The sequence below is a fragment of the Brevundimonas diminuta genome, from assembly GCF_039673845.1.
GTDB classification, from domain to species: Bacteria; Pseudomonadota; Alphaproteobacteria; order Caulobacterales; family Caulobacteraceae; genus Brevundimonas; species Brevundimonas diminuta_E.
The window spans coordinates 154,662-169,757 of sequence record NZ_JBDJMK010000004.1; the positions used below are offsets into that span (position 1 = coordinate 154,662).

General features: G+C 64.7%; 16 protein-coding genes. 8 read left to right on the top strand and 8 right to left on the bottom strand.

Annotation, left to right across the window (positions count from 1 at the left end):
• Nucleotides 1-435, top strand: a complete 435-nt coding sequence (locus ABE454_RS05700; RefSeq protein WP_346529884.1) for a hypothetical protein — start codon at nucleotides 1-3, stop codon at nucleotides 433-435.
• A gap of 60 nt (nucleotides 436-495) precedes the next feature.
• Entirely contained in the window at nucleotides 496-1,131 is a 636-nt protein-coding gene (locus ABE454_RS05705; RefSeq protein WP_346529886.1) for a S24 family peptidase, read from the top strand.
• 63 nt (nucleotides 1,132-1,194) lie between these two features.
• Here ABE454_RS05705 and ABE454_RS05710 read toward each other — a convergent pair whose 3' ends face one another.
• On the bottom strand, nucleotides 1,195-1,680 hold the full coding sequence (locus ABE454_RS05710; RefSeq protein ID WP_346529888.1) for an SH3 domain-containing protein: 486 nt from the start codon (nucleotides 1,678-1,680) through the stop codon (nucleotides 1,195-1,197).
• Between the two features lie 162 nt (nucleotides 1,681-1,842).
• Complete coding sequence (locus ABE454_RS05715) at nucleotides 1,843-3,510, bottom strand: lysine--tRNA ligase (protein WP_346529890.1); 1,668 nt, start codon at nucleotides 3,508-3,510, stop codon at nucleotides 1,843-1,845.
• 113 nt (nucleotides 3,511-3,623) lie between these two features.
• Between ABE454_RS05715 and ABE454_RS05720 the strand changes: the two genes are divergently transcribed.
• Nucleotides 3,624-4,103: a hypothetical protein gene (locus ABE454_RS05720; protein WP_346529892.1), complete on the top strand. Its 480-nt coding sequence runs from the start codon at nucleotides 3,624-3,626 to the stop codon at nucleotides 4,101-4,103.
• A 73-nt stretch (nucleotides 4,104-4,176) separates the two neighbouring features.
• Here ABE454_RS05720 and ABE454_RS05725 read toward each other — a convergent pair whose 3' ends face one another.
• A complete protein-coding gene (locus ABE454_RS05725) occupies nucleotides 4,177-4,635 on the bottom strand; it encodes a MaoC family dehydratase (protein WP_346529894.1) in 459 nt (152 codons plus the stop codon).
• A 115-nt stretch (nucleotides 4,636-4,750) separates the two neighbouring features.
• Between ABE454_RS05725 and queA the strand changes: the two genes are divergently transcribed.
• Both queA and ABE454_RS05735 read left to right on the top strand, forming a co-directional pair.
• Complete coding sequence (queA, locus tag ABE454_RS05730; protein WP_346529897.1) at nucleotides 4,751-5,845, top strand: tRNA preQ1(34) S-adenosylmethionine ribosyltransferase-isomerase QueA; 1,095 nt, start codon at nucleotides 4,751-4,753, stop codon at nucleotides 5,843-5,845.
• Complete coding sequence (locus ABE454_RS05735) at nucleotides 5,842-6,318, top strand: hypothetical protein (protein WP_346529899.1); 477 nt, start codon at nucleotides 5,842-5,844, stop codon at nucleotides 6,316-6,318. Before queA ends, ABE454_RS05735 begins: the two co-directional genes overlap by 4 nt.
• Before the next feature lie 7 nt (nucleotides 6,319-6,325).
• On the opposite strand, the gene ABE454_RS05740 is transcribed toward ABE454_RS05735, so the two are convergent.
• On the bottom strand, nucleotides 6,326-8,911 hold the full coding sequence (locus ABE454_RS05740) for a TonB-dependent receptor (RefSeq protein ID WP_346529901.1): 2,586 nt from the start codon (nucleotides 8,909-8,911) through the stop codon (nucleotides 6,326-6,328).
• A gap of 227 nt (nucleotides 8,912-9,138) precedes the next feature.
• On the opposite strand from ABE454_RS05740, the gene tgt reads away from it, so the two are divergent.
• Complete coding sequence (gene tgt, locus ABE454_RS05745; RefSeq protein ID WP_346529904.1) at nucleotides 9,139-10,251, top strand: tRNA guanosine(34) transglycosylase Tgt; 1,113 nt, start codon at nucleotides 9,139-9,141, stop codon at nucleotides 10,249-10,251.
• On the opposite strand, the gene ABE454_RS05750 is transcribed toward tgt, so the two are convergent.
• The 3 genes from ABE454_RS05750 to ABE454_RS05760 all read right to left on the bottom strand — a co-directional run bounded on the left by ABE454_RS05750 (nucleotide 10,248) and on the right by ABE454_RS05760 (nucleotide 11,558).
• Nucleotides 10,248-10,796 (bottom strand): hypothetical protein, encoded by a 549-nt coding sequence (locus tag ABE454_RS05750; protein ID WP_346529905.1) that lies wholly within the window; start codon nucleotides 10,794-10,796, stop codon nucleotides 10,248-10,250. The two genes, tgt and ABE454_RS05750, sit on opposite strands and share 4 nt — an antisense overlap.
• 68 nt (nucleotides 10,797-10,864) lie before the next feature.
• Nucleotides 10,865-11,170 (bottom strand): ETC complex I subunit, encoded by a 306-nt coding sequence (locus tag ABE454_RS05755; RefSeq protein WP_346529906.1) that lies wholly within the window; start codon nucleotides 11,168-11,170, stop codon nucleotides 10,865-10,867.
• 91 nt (nucleotides 11,171-11,261) lie between these two features.
• The gene (locus ABE454_RS05760; RefSeq protein ID WP_346529907.1) at nucleotides 11,262-11,558 is read right to left on the bottom strand and encodes a sel1 repeat family protein; all 297 of its coding nucleotides are present in this window, start codon (nucleotides 11,556-11,558) and stop codon (nucleotides 11,262-11,264) included.
• Between the two features lie 216 nt (nucleotides 11,559-11,774).
• Between ABE454_RS05760 and ABE454_RS05765 the strand changes: the two genes are divergently transcribed.
• Both ABE454_RS05765 and ABE454_RS05770 read left to right on the top strand, forming a co-directional pair.
• Nucleotides 11,775-12,266: an RcnB family protein gene (locus ABE454_RS05765; protein ID WP_346529908.1), complete on the top strand. Its 492-nt coding sequence runs from the start codon at nucleotides 11,775-11,777 to the stop codon at nucleotides 12,264-12,266.
• A gap of 158 nt (nucleotides 12,267-12,424) precedes the next feature.
• Nucleotides 12,425-13,390: an RcnB family protein gene (locus ABE454_RS05770; RefSeq protein ID WP_346529910.1), complete on the top strand. Its 966-nt coding sequence runs from the start codon at nucleotides 12,425-12,427 to the stop codon at nucleotides 13,388-13,390.
• Nucleotides 13,391-13,601: 211 nt separating this feature from the next.
• Here ABE454_RS05770 and gatB read toward each other — a convergent pair whose 3' ends face one another.
• Nucleotides 13,602-15,095 (bottom strand): Asp-tRNA(Asn)/Glu-tRNA(Gln) amidotransferase subunit GatB, encoded by a 1,494-nt coding sequence (gatB, locus tag ABE454_RS05775; RefSeq protein ID WP_346529912.1) that lies wholly within the window; start codon nucleotides 15,093-15,095, stop codon nucleotides 13,602-13,604.
• Nucleotide 15,096: the final 1 nt, after the last annotated feature.

Genomic DNA, 15,096 nt, shown 5'->3' on the forward strand with positions numbered 1-15,096 from the left:
TTGCTGGAAACTATTGCTGCTCTGGTCGGCGCCGGGGTGATGATCGCCATAGGGCTGTTCGCGTTGGCCAAGGGGGGCCGACCTGAACGGATCGGCGCAGGCACGATGTTGACCGCCTGGTTCCTATCCATCCTGTCCCAAACCTATCTCGGCTACGCCGCAGTTCAGTGGCCGGTGTTCATTATTGATATGGTGGTCCTGGGGATTTTCGTCGCCCTGGTGTGGAAATCACCACGATCCTGGCCGGTTTGGGCTGCGGCCTTTCAACTGCTCTCCGTCGCCAGCCATGTCATGGTGTTGCTGAAGCTGAGACCGGAAATCTCTGCCTTCTATACCGTCCTCAACATGTCAGCCTACGGCATCATGATCGCCATTGCGGTCGGCGCTTTTTTCGCCTGGCAGGAAAGACGGGCCGTCGGCATCGAGGACGACTGATAGGTGGATATTCCTATCCGGTTTGAGTAATCTTCCGTGCATCAACGTCCGGAAGCGCTCTTGCCCCTGTCCCATGCCCAGATCTGGAAGGCGATCGACGCGCTGGCGCGGCGGCAGGGCGTGTCGGCCTCGGGCCTGGCGCGGCGCTCGGGACTGGATGCGACCAGCTTCAACCCTTCAAAGCGACTGGGGCCGGGCGAGCCGCCCCGTCCCCGCTGGCCCTCGACCGAAAGCCTGATGCGGGTGCTGGAGGCTACTGGGCTGAGCCTTGGCGAGTTCGCGGCCCTGGCAGATGACGCCACGGCACAACCGCGTGTAATCCCCCTGCTGGGTCTGGCCCGCGCGGGCGATGAGGGCTTTTTCGATGACGCGGGCCTGCCCATGGCCGAGGGCTGGGACCAGACTGAACTGCCCGGCCACAAGGACAACCTGTTCAGCCTGACCATCGACGGCGACTCGATGGAGCCCGTCTATCGGCCCGGCGACCGCGTGATCGTCGATCTGGACGCGACGGCGGTGCGGCGTGGCGACCGGGTGGTGGTGCGGACCACGGAGGGCGAAACGCTTGCCAAGGAAATCGCCGCCCTGAACGCCCGTCAGGTGGTTCTGGCGTCCTTGAACCCGCAGTATGAGCCTCGCGTCCTGTCGCGCCCGCAGGTGCTGTGGATGGCCCGTATCCTGTGGGTCAGCCAATAGGGAAAGGGCCGCCCCTTTCGGGACGGCCCTGCTTTTGATCGACGCGGGGGAGAAATCCGCCGATCAGTTCGGCGCCACATAGCGGGCGTTGACCCATCCGCCGCCGGCGATCTGCACCCACTCGCCTTCCGAGCGGATGGCCGTGAAAGGCTGACCGGCCGACAGGCTGCCGCTCTGGCTGTATTGCGCCCCCGGGCCGCTGCGGATGCGCAGGTTGGAGGTGGCGCGATACATGTTGGCGTTGCTGTCGCCCTGCGTCGTCACGCGGCTACGCTGTTGGTTACAGCCGATGTAGGACCCTGCCGCCGCGCCAGCGCCCGCGCCTACGACCGCGCCCAGGGTGCGTTCGTTCTTGGAAACCTGGCTGCCCGCCAGTCCGCCCAGAAGGGCGCCGATGGCGGCGCCGGCCTGCTGTCGGCCGCCCGGCGCGTCACAGTTGGTGATGCCGTTGGCCTGCGGCATAGCGCTGGCGCTCATCGGCATGGCGGCGGCGCCCAGAGCGGCGATCATGGAGGCGGCGGCCAGACCAGTCTTGAAAACTTTCGACATGAGACTCTCCTGTCATCGCTTCGTCGATGAAGGGAGAATGCGTCAAAGCAGATGAAGGCTCCCCCAGCCGCGCCGTTATCTGCCGTTCATCTTCGTAGCGCCCACGAAAAAGGGGCCGCCAACAACGTCGACAGCCCCTTACGCGTCTCAACCGGCTCGCCGTCAGGCCAGACGGCCCTCGGCGCCCTTGTCGATCAGTTCGATGGTCTGGGACAGGCCGTAGATGGCGGCGAACGATCCGAAGCGCGGTCCCTGCGACGCGCCCAGCAGCACCTCATACAGCGCCTGGAACCAGGCCCGCAGCGGCTCGAACTCATGCGCCTTGCCCACGGCGTAGACCTCGCCCTGAATGATCTCGCCGTCGGTCGTATCGGCGGGCAGAGCCTTCAGCCGTTCCGCCAGATCGAGCAGCGCCGCCTTTTCCTTGTCGTCGGGCAGACGATAGGTCTTCGAGGGCTTCACGAAGTCCTCGTAGTAGTTCAACGCATAGCCCATCAGCCGATCCAGCACGGGCTCGCTCTCAGGCGAGGCGTCCGGCAGATATTTGGCGAAATAGGCCCACAGCTGGTCCTTGGTCGAGGCGTTGGCCACACCAACCAGATTCAGCAACAGGGCGAAAGACACCGGCGAGGCGCTTTCCGGAGGCTGGCCCGAATGGATGTGCCACACGGCGTTGTCCATCCGCTTGGCCGGTTCCTGCGTCTTGTACTGCTCGATGAAGGACAGATAGTCGTCCGTCGCGCGCGGAATGACGTTGAAGTGCAGGCTCTTGGCCGACTTCGGCGACTGGAACATATACCAGCTCAGGCTCTCGGGCGTGCCGTAGCGCAGCCAGTCCTCCATCGTCAGGCCGTTGCCCTTGGACTTGGAGATCTTCTTCCCTTCGATGTCGAGGAAGAGCTCATAGTTGAAGCCTTCCGGTGGGACGCCGCCGATGGCGCGGCACAGCTTGGACGACTCGCGCACGCTCTCGATCAGGTCCTTGCCCGACATCTCATAGTCGACATCCAGCGCGGTCCAGCGCATGGCCCAGTCGGGCTTCCACTGCAGCTTCACATGGCCGCCGGTGACGGGAACCTCGGTGCGACCGCCCGCCGGGTCGTCAAAGACGATCGTGCCCTTTTCGACGTTGCGCTCCAGCGTCGGCGCCTGCAGCACATGGCCGGTGATCGGGCTGATCGGCAGGAAGGGCGAATAGGTCGCCCGGCGCTCTTCGCCCAGGGTCGGCAGCATGATGCCCATGACCTTGTCGAAGCGCTCCAGCACGGTCAGCAGGGCCGCGTCGAACCGGCCCGACCGATAGGTCTCGGTCGAGGACATGAACTCATATTCGAAGCCGAAGCTGTCGAGGAAGGCGCGCAGGCGGGCGTTGTTGTGCGCGCCGAAGCTGTCGTGCGTGCCGAACGGATCGCGCACCTTGGTCAGCGGCAGATGCAGGTCTTCGCGCAGCATCTCCGGGTTGGGGATTCCCTCCGGCACCTTGCGCAGGCCGTCCATGTCGTCGCTGAAGGCGATCAGGCGCGTGGCCCAGTGATCGCCGGTCAGGGCGCGAAACGCATTGCGCACCATGGTCGTGCGCGCCACCTCGCCGAAGGTGCCCATGTGCGGCAGGCCCGACGGACCATAGCCCGTCTCCAGGATCACCGGCTTGTTCAGCGCCTCGAAGGTCGCCAGAGCCTCGTCCGCCTTGCCCGCGTCGATCAGCAGCTTCGCGACGTCGCGCTCCGCATCGGTCAGCCGTTTTTTGAGCACGTGGGCCAGCAGGTTGCGCGCTTGCTCAAACGGCCACGAACGGGCCTCACGGGACAGGGTTTCGAGGTTCTGTAGCATGCACCGGGCTTTGACGCCTTGAGCGAGCAAGGTCAACGACCTCATTGGAAACTCTGATCGCCTTGAGCTATTCAGCGGAGCGAAGATTTAGAGCCCAACGCTAGAGTCACCCCATGCGCTTCTCGTTTCCGAGCCTTGCGGCCCTCCTTGTGGCTCTGGCTGGCGCCTCGATCGCCACAGCGTCAAGCAGGCAACTACCCCAAGGCCCTTTCACCTTGTTCGCGGGTAACAGCACAGCTGCAAATTTCATCGTAGAGAATTCCCGCACGCGCTCCGACGATATCGTTTTAGTCACAAATTACCGAGTTTACGCCAACGCCATTCCCAGCCCGAGCGGGACAATCGATCAAGACACGACAGAACTAAAGATCGATTGCTCAGCCTGGACCTATCAACAAATGTCAATCAATGCGTTTGGTCCCCATGGCGACTGGATTGTTTCGTTCCCCATAGAAACAGCCAAGCCTATAGAACCTGAACAAACTTGGGATTTCCTCGCTCGTGCGGTCTGTGATGACCTTCGATTTCCAGCGAGCGCCACAGTGAATGGAGCAAGCGCCGCTCGGTCACTGGGCTTGTCTCGGCTGAAATAGCCAAGCGCGGCCATCTCCAGCCATTGATAGCTGCCATCATGACATCAGCTATCAACACCTTGCCTGACCAAATTCAAAGTCGCGCTTCGGCGTTCCTCGGCAGTTGCATCTGGTTCTCGAAGCTCATGGCCAGGTCGCCGTCCTGATTGATGACGGTCGTCTTGGTGCGGACGACGCCGCGGTCGGGCTGGCTCTTGGAGGGGCGGATTTCGATGATCTCGCGTCGCACGGTCAGGGTGTCGCCGGGACGCACGGGCCGCACCCACCACAGGGCGTCGACGTTCATGCCCAGCAGAGGCGTCTGGCCGAAATAGGCTTCATCCACGAACTGCCGCATGACGCGCGAGCAGACGTGCCAGCCGCTGGCGATCAGGCCGCCGAACCGCCCCGCTTCGGCCGCCGCCTTGTCGATGTGCATGGGTTGAGGGTCGAACTCCGTCGCGAAGGCGATGATCTCGGCCTCGGTCATGGTGAAGGGTTCGCTGTCCCAGCTTTCGCCGACGGTCAGATCGTCCAGATAGCGGTCGGTCATGCACTCAAACTCCCATTAGCTGCGTCTGACATAGCGGCTGGAGCGGTTTTCGCCAGTCGACTTTCGACTGCGCCTCGCTTGACCGCAAAGGCGGGGCATGAGCATTCCCCGCCTCATGCGGACATCCGATTTCGACTTCGACCTGCCCGAGGCGTGCATCGCCCTGCGTCCTGCCGACCCGCGCGACTCGGCGCGCCTGCTGGTGGTGAAGGACGGCGAGCTTCAGGACCGGATCATCCGCGACCTGCCGGACTTCCTGCAGCCCGGCGACGCCCTTGTCTTCAACGACACGCGCGTGATCCCCGCCCGTCTATCGGGCGTGCGTCACCGCACCGGGCCGGAAGGCGAACGGCTGTCCGTGCCGGTCGAGGCGACCCTGCACCATCGCGACGCGCCCGATGTCTGGAGCGCCTTCATGAAGCCAGGCAAGCGGCTGAAGGTCGGCGACCGCGTCCGTTTCGGGCGTGAGGAAGACAACGCCTGCCTTCTGGGTCAGGTCGACGCCGAAATCACCGCCAAGGGCGAGGACGGCCTCGTCACCCTGCGCTTCGATCTGGCGGGCCCTGTGCTGGACGACGCCATCCGCGAGGTCGGGGTCATGCCCCTGCCCCCCTATATCGCGGCCAAGCGGGCCGAGGACGATCAGGACCTGAAGGATTATCAGACCGTCTTCGCCGAGCATGACGGTTCAGTCGCGGCGCCGACGGCGGGATTGCACTTCACCCCTGCCCTTTTGGACGCCATCCGGGCGCGCGGCGTGACGACCCACGCCGTGACCCTGCACGTCGGGGCGGGCACCTTCCTGCCGGTCAAGGCGGACGACACCGCCGATCACAGGATGCACTCCGAGTGGGGCGAGGTCTCGGCCGAGACCGCCGCTGCCCTGAACGCCGTGCGCGCGGCGGGTGGGCGCATCGTCTGCGTCGGCACCACCTCCTTGCGCCTGCTGGAGAGCGCTACGAGCGAAGACGGCGTGGTCAAAGCCTTCCACGGCGACACGGCCATCTTCATCACGCCGGGCTATCGCTTCCGCGCCTGCGACGTGCTGATGACCAACTTCCACCTGCCGAAATCGACGCTGTTCATGCTGGTCAGCGCCTTCGCCGGGCTGGAGACAATGCGCGCCGCCTACGCCCACGCCATCGACAGCGGCTATCGCTTCTATTCTTATGGCGACGGAAGCCTGCTGTTCCGGGAAGACGCCCAATGAGCCACATCGACGACCTGCCCGAAAATCTGGCCGCGACCTTCGACATACTGGCCTCGGCGGCGGCTGAGCTTCAGGACCCCTGGTGGGTGTTCGGCGGCGCGGGCATGGCGCTGTCTGGGCTGTCAGAATGGCATGTGCCGGACGTCGATGTGATGACCAGTCCGCGCGACGCCCGGCGCCTGATCGAGACCCTGCACGGCGAAGCGGTCGAAGACCCCGGCGAAGGCCTGTTCCGCTCTCAGATCTTCGGCCAGATCCTGACCACGCCGGTTCCGGTCGAGGTCATGGCCATGATGGATGTGCGTGCTGGCGCCGACTGGACGCCGGTGATCTTCACTACCCGCCAGCCGATCGCGCTGGACGGCGGGACGCTCTATGTTCCCACCGTCGCCGAACAGATCGAAAAGTGCCGCCTGTTCGGCCGTCCGAAAGACCTGCAACGCGCTGAGCGTCTCGAGACGCTGCTGCGCTGAAGCGCCCTCAATACCGGAAGCGAAGACCGACGGTGTAAAGGCTCTCTTCGTAGCGAACATCGCGCGGATAGACGCCCTCGCCATAGTCGAAGAATGACCGGAACGGCTGCCCCAGAATATTGGTCGCGTCGAAGCTGACGGTGATCCGCTCGGTCGGCGACCAGCCCGCCGAGAAGTCCAGCCGCCCCACGTCGTCGACATGCTCGCCGATGACGCCGTTGCCGAACTTCGTCCGCAGATTATAGGCCAGCCGCGCCGTCCACGGCCCGTTCTCATACATGCCCGTCAGGTTGTAGGAATATTTCGACACATAGGGCAGCGCCCCATCGATATAGGTGGCGTTGGCCTGCACCCCGAACGACCGCGCCCATTCCGGCATGAACTCATAGTCGAAGAAGGTCGTGAAGGACGCCTCGACGCCCTGCAGCACGGCGTCGTTCAGATTGACCGGCCGCGTGACGCGCAGGACGCCATAAACGGGATCGTCCACATCCATCGTCTGATCGGCGATGAAGCCTGAGATCTCGCGCCGGAACAGGCCCAGCGTCGCTGCGCCCGCATCGCCGAAATAGCGTTCCAGCGTCAGGTCGTAGTTGGTTGACTCAATCGGCTTCAGGTCCGGATTGCCGCCCGACGCCGTGCGCCGCCCGGACGTGTCGGGCGATGGGCTGACGAACAGGCTGGGGTTCAACTGGCCGAACGCGGGGCGCGTCCGCGTCTGGTTCGCCGCCATGCGCAGGATCAGGTCTTCATCCAGCATGAACCGCACGCCCAGACTGGGCAGCAGGTCGGTATAGCGTCCGCCCTGATCGACGGGCGTGAAGACCTCTTCCTCGCCTTCGGTCGAACGGCTGGTCCCGCGCACGCTGAAGTCTGTGGCGACGATCCGCAGACCCAGTTCACCCTCGATCGGGATACGGCTGTTGATGGCGAAATCCGCCTGACCATAGGCGGTATAGGCCTTCTCAGAGGCCTCATAGGTCTGGACCGGATTGATCGGCGGGCGTCCCGCATCAAATCCCGCTAGGGCGCGCAGGGCGTCAATGTTCCCGCGCAGACCGCCATAGGTCGGCGCCACCCAGGCGCGCATGTCCTGAATGTCGCTGCCGTTGAACCCAGCCGGGATCAGCGCCAGATCCACGGGGATAGCGGTCAGCGGCAGGCCCAGGTCTTCCTGATCCTGATATCGCTCGCCGTTCTGATAGGAGCCGTTGCGGTCGACATAGCGCACCCCGAACTTCAACTGCGGGATCAGGCTGTTTCCCGTGTCATAGGTCAGGTCGATCTTCGCCTGCCAGTCATCGCCCGCCCCGATGAAGTGGCGATCAAACAGGCCGCGATAGACATAGTTATCCGGGTTCGTGACGTCGAAATCGCGGAAGGCGAAGGTCGCCCCGCCCTCGCCCCTCGGCGTGTCGAAATCAATCAGCGTCACCGGCGCACGGGTCAGCGCCATATCGAAGCTATAGTTTGAGAACTCATAGGTGCTGTCGGTGCGCGCCAGATCAAAGGCGATCTGAAGCGGCCCGGCGTTGTAACTGCCGCCGATCGCCGCCTGCCAGGTGTTAGTCTTGCCGGTGGAGGCGCCCTGCCACTGTTCCGGACGGCGCCCGGCGATCTGGGTCAGGCTCTGGATCGAACTGCCGTCGCCGCGCAGCACGATATCCTCAAACCGCGTCGTCTCATGGTTCAGCGGCACGATGAACTGACGGTCCGAAATCTTGGCGCGATAGCCCTGATAGAGGGCGTCGACATAAAACTCCCACTGATCGTTCGGCCGCCATTGCAGCGCCAGATTGGCCGACGGGCGCCAGCGGTCGCCGGTCCCGTAGAAGATGCCCACCGAGTCAGGATACTGCGCGCCCTGCACCGCCGGATCGGCGGACTGCCCCTCGACGGCGACGATGCCGCCGCTGTCCCAGCGCACGGAGTCGAGATAGCGCAGGCTGGTATAGGACAGGTTCAGCAAGGCCCCGAACTCGCCCGCGCCGGTGCTCCAGCGGTTGCTGATCAGGATATCGCCGTTCGGGTCATAGCTTTCGGATTGGGTGGCGTATGTACCCTTCACCGAGGTCGACAGCTCGAACCCGTCGAAGTCGAACGGCCGCCGAGACCGCACATTGATCAGGCCCGCAATGCCCGATTCCAGCCGCCACGCAGAACTGGACTTATAGACCTCCAGCGCAGCGATGGCCGCCGCCGGGAAGTCCTGCATCGCGACCGCACGTCCCTGATCCGTGAAGATGTCGCGGCCGTTGTAGGTGGTGGCCACATCGGGCAGACCCCGCACGATCACGCGAGACGCCTCGCCGCCCCCGCGCTCCACCTGAATGCCCGTGACCCGCGCCAAGGATTCCGAAGCATTCACATCCGGCAGCTTGCCGATGTCCTCGGCGACGACGGCGTCCATCACCTCATCGGCGTTACGCTTCAGCGCCTGCGCCGAGCGCAGACTGCCGCGCAGCCCCGTCACAACCACGTCCTGAACCTGCACAGTTCCTCGGGCGGCGGCGGCAGGCGGCGTGACCACGATGGAATCCTGGGCCCGGGACGGTTCGGCGACAACCAGCGCCAGCAGGGAAACAGAGCCCAAGGCTCCACTACGCAAGAACATCAATCGAACGACTTTCACGGTTTCGTGTGCGGACCTAACAGCCCCGTTATCGTTCGGTTGCGAAACAACCTGCGCTATTCCAACAAAGGCGGCGGCGCCTGATTTTCGCCACGGAACCGCCCCCGCCCGAACAGGCGCCGCACTGGCGCCGCACTGGCGACCTTGGCGCATTCGGCCTAAGAGGCGGCTCCCTGCAAGGAACGCCCATGCCTTTTCCGTTTGAGATTTCCGCTGTCGAAGGCCGCGCCCGCACCGGCGTGCTGAAGACCACGCGCGGCGACATCCGCACGCCCGCCTTCATGCCCGTCGGCACCGCCGCCACGGTCAAGGCGATGACGGTGGATCAGGTCAAACAGACCGGCGCGGACATCATCCTGGGCAATACCTATCACCTGATGCTGCGCCCGGGGCCGGAGCGGATGGAGCGCCTGGGCGGGCTTCACAACTTCATGCGCTGGGACAAGCCAATCCTGACGGACTCCGGCGGCTTTCAGGTCATGAGCCTGTCGGGCATCTCCAAGCTGACCGAGGAGGCCGTCACCTTCTCCAGCCATATCGACGGGTCAAAACACGTCCTGACGCCGGAACGCTCGATCCAGATTCAGGCGGATCGCCTAGGCTCCGACATCGTCATGCAACTGGACGAATGCGTCGCCTGGCCCGCCGAGGAAAAGCGCGCCCGCGAGGGCATGGAACTGTCGGCCCGATGGGCGCAGCGCTCAAAGAACGCCTTCGGAGCGCGCGATCGTCAGGCCCTGTTCGGCATCCAGCAGGGCTCGACTTTCGAGCATCTGCGCCGTGAATCCGCTGAACGCCTGCAGGAGATCGGCTTCGACGGTTACGCCATCGGCGGTCTGGCCGTCGGCGAAGGCCACGACGCCATGTGCGAGGTGCTGGACTATGCGCCCGAGTTCCTGCCCAAGGATCGCCCCCGCTATCTGATGGGCGTCGGCAAGCCGATTGATCTGGTCGAGGGGGTCTGGCGCGGCGTCGACATGTTCGACTGCGTCCTGCCGACCCGCGCCGGGCGTCACGGCCAGGCCTGGACCTGGGACGGCCCGCTGAACCTCAAGAACGCCCGCTTCGCCGAGGATCAGGACCCTCTGGATCCAGACGTCCCCTGCCCGGCCTCTCAGGACTATTCAAAAGCTTACCTTCATCACCTGATCCGCGCCGATGAGATCCTCGGCAAGATCCTGTTGAGCTGGCACAACATCGCCTTCTTCCAGGCGCTGACGGCGGCCATGCGCGCCGCCATCGCCGAGGGCCGTTTTGAACAGTTCCGCCGCGACTTCCGCGCGCGGCACCTGAAGGCCTAGCCGCGGCGCGGCGTGAACCCGGCGGGCGCCGCAGGCGGCGCGCAATTCCGCTGCATCCCCACGCCCTTCAGGAAGGAGCGACGGCGCAGGCCCGCCTGAATGGCAGACTGGACATGCTTGCTGTGCGCATCGGCGCCAGTCAGACGGCGCACCCAGCTGCGTGCGGGAATGAAGTCCGTCACCGTGCCGCGCACGGCGTCCAGCGTCGCTCCGGCGGCGGCGTCCGCCGCGCGCTCGCTCATGAAGCTTCCATCGTCGGTCGGCGCCGCATCGGTGTCCGGCCCCAGCGCCTCGTCCAGACGCCGGACTTCGGCGGCGATCACCGAACAGCGGGTCATGTTGCGCAGGTCATAGGGGTTGGATTCCGCCTGCAGCAGCACGGTCGGAATCTCCTGACGCTTCAGGTTCAGGTCTTCCAGCGGCGCGGCCACCGCATCCCCCAGCCCCGACCCGACCTGATCGACGCCCCCTTTTGCGGACGTCCCGGCGTTACATCCGGCCAGCAACAGGGAAACGGCGACGAGCGAAAGAGAGATATGGCGCATGAAACCGTTTAATCACGCGCCGCTATGTGAAGCCAAGTCCACATTCCGCCATTAAGCAGTAACAGGCCTCAGTGGGTCCAGGACTGCTTGCGGTTGGTGGCGAAGTTGTCGGCGTAGGCCTTGATGATGACCGGCGCCTCGTTCGGTTCGTGCAGGCGGAAGGCGATGCCGTGGCGTTCGGCGTATTCGATCGCTTCTTCCTTGGTGTCGAAGTTCAGGCGCACCTGGCCGTTCATGTCGGTCGAGCTGGTCCAGCCCATCAGCGGGTCGATGGTGCGGGCCGAGGCGGGCTCGAAATCCAGACGCCAGTCGCGCGTCTTGGCCTTGCCGGACTGCATCGCGGTCTTGGCCGGGCGGTAGATGCGAGCGAGCATGGACGGAATCCTTCGGACGGGGAACTCGCCGGGTGCATACCCCGCCCCGCCCGCCCGGTCCAGACGCCGCAGGCCTGTCATGCGCCGTGTCTCAGGCCGCCAGGGTCGAAGAACCCGCATCGATCCAGCGGCGGGCGGCGCGTTGGGCCTCGGCGATCTCGGCGTGTTCCATTTCCTGACTGATGTCGCGACGGTATTCCCGCGCCTCGATCGAGCCCTTCATGGCCGCCAGATTGAAGATCATATGGGCCGACACCCGGTCGATCGGGCATCCGCCCAGCCCCGCCGAATAGGCCAGCCCCAGACGGAACAGGGCGTCGCCGTCCATATCTGGCGTCGGCAGCGGCAGCATGTCGTGCGCCTGTGGCGCGTGATCCAGCGGATTCATCAGCCATTCTCCTTCGCGGCGTCCTTCTGACCCCGCTATCGGAAACGCATTCAAATATCGTCGGTTTAAAATTAGCGTTAACACCGCCCCGCCTTCAGGCAGCACCGCCATCGGCGCCCGCACGCGGGCTGAAATAATGGTTCAGCGGCGGTTCATTCGCCCGGCATGAAGGTCGTCGTCAGACAGGGATTTCGCTTCTTGTAATGGAGACGCAAGATGAACCGCCTGACCAAGGCCGCCGTGATCGCCCTCGCCCTGACGACGACGGCCGCCCCCATTCTGGCACAGGCGCAGGATCGCGGAGGCCGCTATGACCGCCGTTATGATCGCCGCGACGACCGCCGGGACGCGCGTTATGACCGGCGTGACTGGCGCCAGGACCAGCGCCGCCCTGACAACTGGAGCCGCGACAACCGCAACTGGTGGCGCGGACGGCCCGAGTTCCGCGACTATCGCGGCGCCCGCAACGGCTACTGGTATGCGCCGGGTCACGGCTATTACCGCGTAGAGCCGCGCTATTACGGCTATCGCTGGCGCACGGGCGGCTATCTGCCTGCAGCCTATCGCTCCTACGCTGTGCGTGATCCTTATTTCTATGGTCTGAGACCGGCGCCGCGCGGCTATCGCTATGTTCACGCTGGCAGCGACATCCTGTTGATCGCCGCCGCCACCGGGTTGATCGCCAGCGTGTTGAACGACGTCTATTGAGTTGTTCTGATCAAGGTTTCGCTTCGCCCCGCAAGACCCCGTCCTTGCGGGGCTTTTTTCATGACAATGCTCTGTGATCGGCGTTCAGGCCCAGTTCATGGCGCATGGGCTCATTTTTTCTTCAAGCCGTCCAGTCCGGACGTGCGAGGACTTCGACCATGAAACGTTCGCTTCTCATGTTCGCAGCGGCCGCCAGCTTCCTCGTGCCGGCGGCGGCTCCCGTGGCCGTTCTGGCCCAGGAGCGGCCGCAGGCGCGTCAGGACGCGCCCCGCCGCATGGAACGCAGCCAGCCCCAACCCCGTCATCGCGACGCCGACCGCCCGCGCCCTGAATCGCGCCCCGGACCGCGTCCTGAGCGGCGGCCCGACGCGCAGCGCCCTCAGCGCCCCGAACAAAGGCCCACGCCAAGGCCGGACAATCCCCGGCCCCAGCGTCCTGAACAGAGGCCCGACTGGAACCGACCGGATCGCCCCGGCGCACAGAGGCCCGACCGGCCGCAGCGTCCCCAGCGTCCGGATCGGCCGCAAAGACCTGACCAGCCGCGCCCTGACAGGCCCAACCGTCCCGACCGCCCCGGTCGGCCTGACGGGCAACGGCCGGACTGGAACCGCCCTGACAACAACCACCGCCCGGACTGGAACCGGCCGAACCGCCCGAACCGTCCGGAGCAGCGGCCCGACTGGAACCGCCCCGGCCGCCCGGACGCGCACAGGCCCAACCGTCCCAATCGTCCCGGTCAGTGGAACCGGGATCGCGACTATCGCGAGTTCCACAACCGCTGGAACCGCGACCAGTGGCGCCGTGACTGGGACCGTCGCAACCGCAGCGACTGGTGGCGTTATGACTCGCGCTTCCGGGGCTGGAGCGGCACACGGATCGGTTTCTATTTCGCGCCGGGCTACGGCTATTACAGCGTGCCGCGCACCTATTGGAACCGACAGTATTCCATCGGCCAGTATCTGCCGGATGTCTTCTGGCGCTATCAGGTGAACGACTGGCGCACCTATGGGCTGGGCTATCCGCCGCCGGGAACGCGGTGGGTCTATGTCGACAATGCGATCTATCTGATCGACGACTACGACGGCTACATCATCGAAATCATCCGCGACGCCTGGCGCTGGTAGGCGGCGCCAGACGAATGAGGCCCCGGAGAGCGATCTCCGGGGCCTTTTTTAGTGGGCTGCATGCTCGCCACGCCACACCGTCATCCTCGGGCTTGACCCGAGGATCGGGCCATCAGCGCCGCAACGTTCAAGCAGTTTGCCTCCCGCTCGCTGAAACCTCGATCCTCGGGTCAAGCCCGAGGATGACGGCAGTCTGCGAGAAAGGGCGCTCTTAAAGCCCCAGCTTGGCCTTCAGGATGTCGTTGACGGCAGCCGGATTGGCCTTGCCGCCGGTGGCCTTCATGACCTGACCGACGAACCAGCCGATGGCCTGGGGCTTCTCGGCGACGGCGGCGGCCTTGTCGGGGTTGGCGGCGATGATCTCGTCCACCGCCTTCTCGATGGCGCCGGTGTCCGTGACCTGCTTCAGGCCGTGCTTCTCGACCACCTCGGCGGGCGAGCCTTCGCCGTTCCAGACGTGATCGAAGACTTCCTTGGCGATCTTGGACGAGATGACGTTGGTCTCGATCAGTTCGACCAGTTGGGCCACATGGGCGGCGGGCAGCGGGTTGTCGCTGAAGTCCCTGCTGTCCGCAGCCAGACGCGCCGACAGTTCGTTCGTCACCCAGTTGGACACCAGCTTGGCGTCGCGGCCTTTCGCGGCGGCCTCGAAATAGTCGGCCTTGGCCTGTTCCGAGATCAGCACGCCGGCGTCGTATTGCGACAGGCCGTATTCGCTCATGAAGCGGCGACGCTTGTCGTCCGGCAGTTCCGGCAGGCCGGCCTTGATCTCGTCGATCCAGGCCTGTTCCAGCACCAGCGGCAGCAGGTCGGGATCCGGGAAGTAGCGATAGTCCTGCGCCTCTTCCTTGGAGCGCATGGAGCGGGTCTCGCCCTTCACCGCGTCGAACAGACGGGTTTCCTGGGTGATCGAACCGCCGTCTTCGAGGATCTCAATCTGGCGGCGCGCCTCATACTGGATCGCCTGAGAAATGAAGCGGAAGCTGTTGACGTTCTTGATCTCGCAGCGCGTGCCCAGGAAGCCGAAGTCGCCCGTTTCCTTGAACCTGTCATAGTTCCCGGCGCGGCAGACCGACACGTTCACGTCGGCGCGCAGATTGCCCTTCTCCATGTCGCCGTCGCAGGTGCCGAGGTAGATCAGGATGGTCCGGATCTTCTTGACGTAGGCGACCGCCTCTTCCGGCGTGCGGATGTCGGGGCGCGAGACGATCTCCATCAGCGCCGTGCCCGCACGGTTCAGGTCGACGTAGGACTCGGTCGGCGACAGGTCATGGATCAGCTTGCCCGCGTCCTGTTCCAGGTGCAGGCGCTCGATGCCGACGTTGAAGAAGCTGCCGTCCTCGGCCTCCACCTCGACCACGCCCTCGCCCACGATGGGGTGATACAGCTGGCTGATCTGATAGCCGGTCGGCAGGTCGGGATAGAAGTAGTTCTTGCGGTCGAACTGGCTCTTCAGATTGATCTGGGCGCGCAGGCCAAGACCCGACTTCACCGCCTGCTCGACGCAGTATTTGTTCAGGGTCGGCAACATGCCGGGGAAGCCCGCGTCGACCAGCGACACCTGCTCGTTCGGACCCGCGCCGAAGCCGACCGCCGCGCCCGAGAACAGCTTGGCGTTCGAGGCGACCTGGGCGTGGATCTCCAGACCCATGACGATTTCCCAGGCGCCCGTGCGGCCCTGGATCAGTTTGGAGTTCTCAGTCATG